Raw genomic sequence first — 300 nt, 5'->3', positions numbered from 1 at the left:
GGCCTCGGGGTCGATCTCGCCGAGCCCGACGGTCTCGCGGACCTCGACGATCGTGGTGCGGGCCGCGGTGGCCATCACCGGCCCGAAGTTGCGGGCGGTCTTGCGGTACAGCAGGTTGCCCATCGGGTCGGCCGTCTGCGCGCCGATGAGGGCGTAGTCGCCCTGGATCGGGTACTCCAGCACGTAGTCGCGGCCGTCGATCGTGCGTCGCTCCTTGCCCTCGGCGAGCGGCGTGCCGACCCCGGTGGGGCAGTAGAAGGCACCGATCCCGGCACCGGCGGCGCGCATGCGCTCGGCGAG

General features: G+C 73.0%; 1 protein-coding gene. It reads right to left on the bottom strand.

The genetic code is table 11. From position 1 onward, the window contains the following. Positions 1-300, bottom strand: a 300-nt coding sequence (locus D9V41_RS17325; RefSeq protein WP_121795650.1) for a CoA transferase subunit A, incomplete at both ends; no start/stop codon positions are given.

The sequence above is a fragment of the Aeromicrobium phragmitis genome (genome assembly GCF_003674095.1).
Classification (GTDB): Bacteria; Actinomycetota; Actinomycetes; order Propionibacteriales; family Nocardioidaceae; genus Aeromicrobium; species Aeromicrobium phragmitis.
This window is presented reverse-complemented; position numbering and strand designations above follow the sequence as displayed.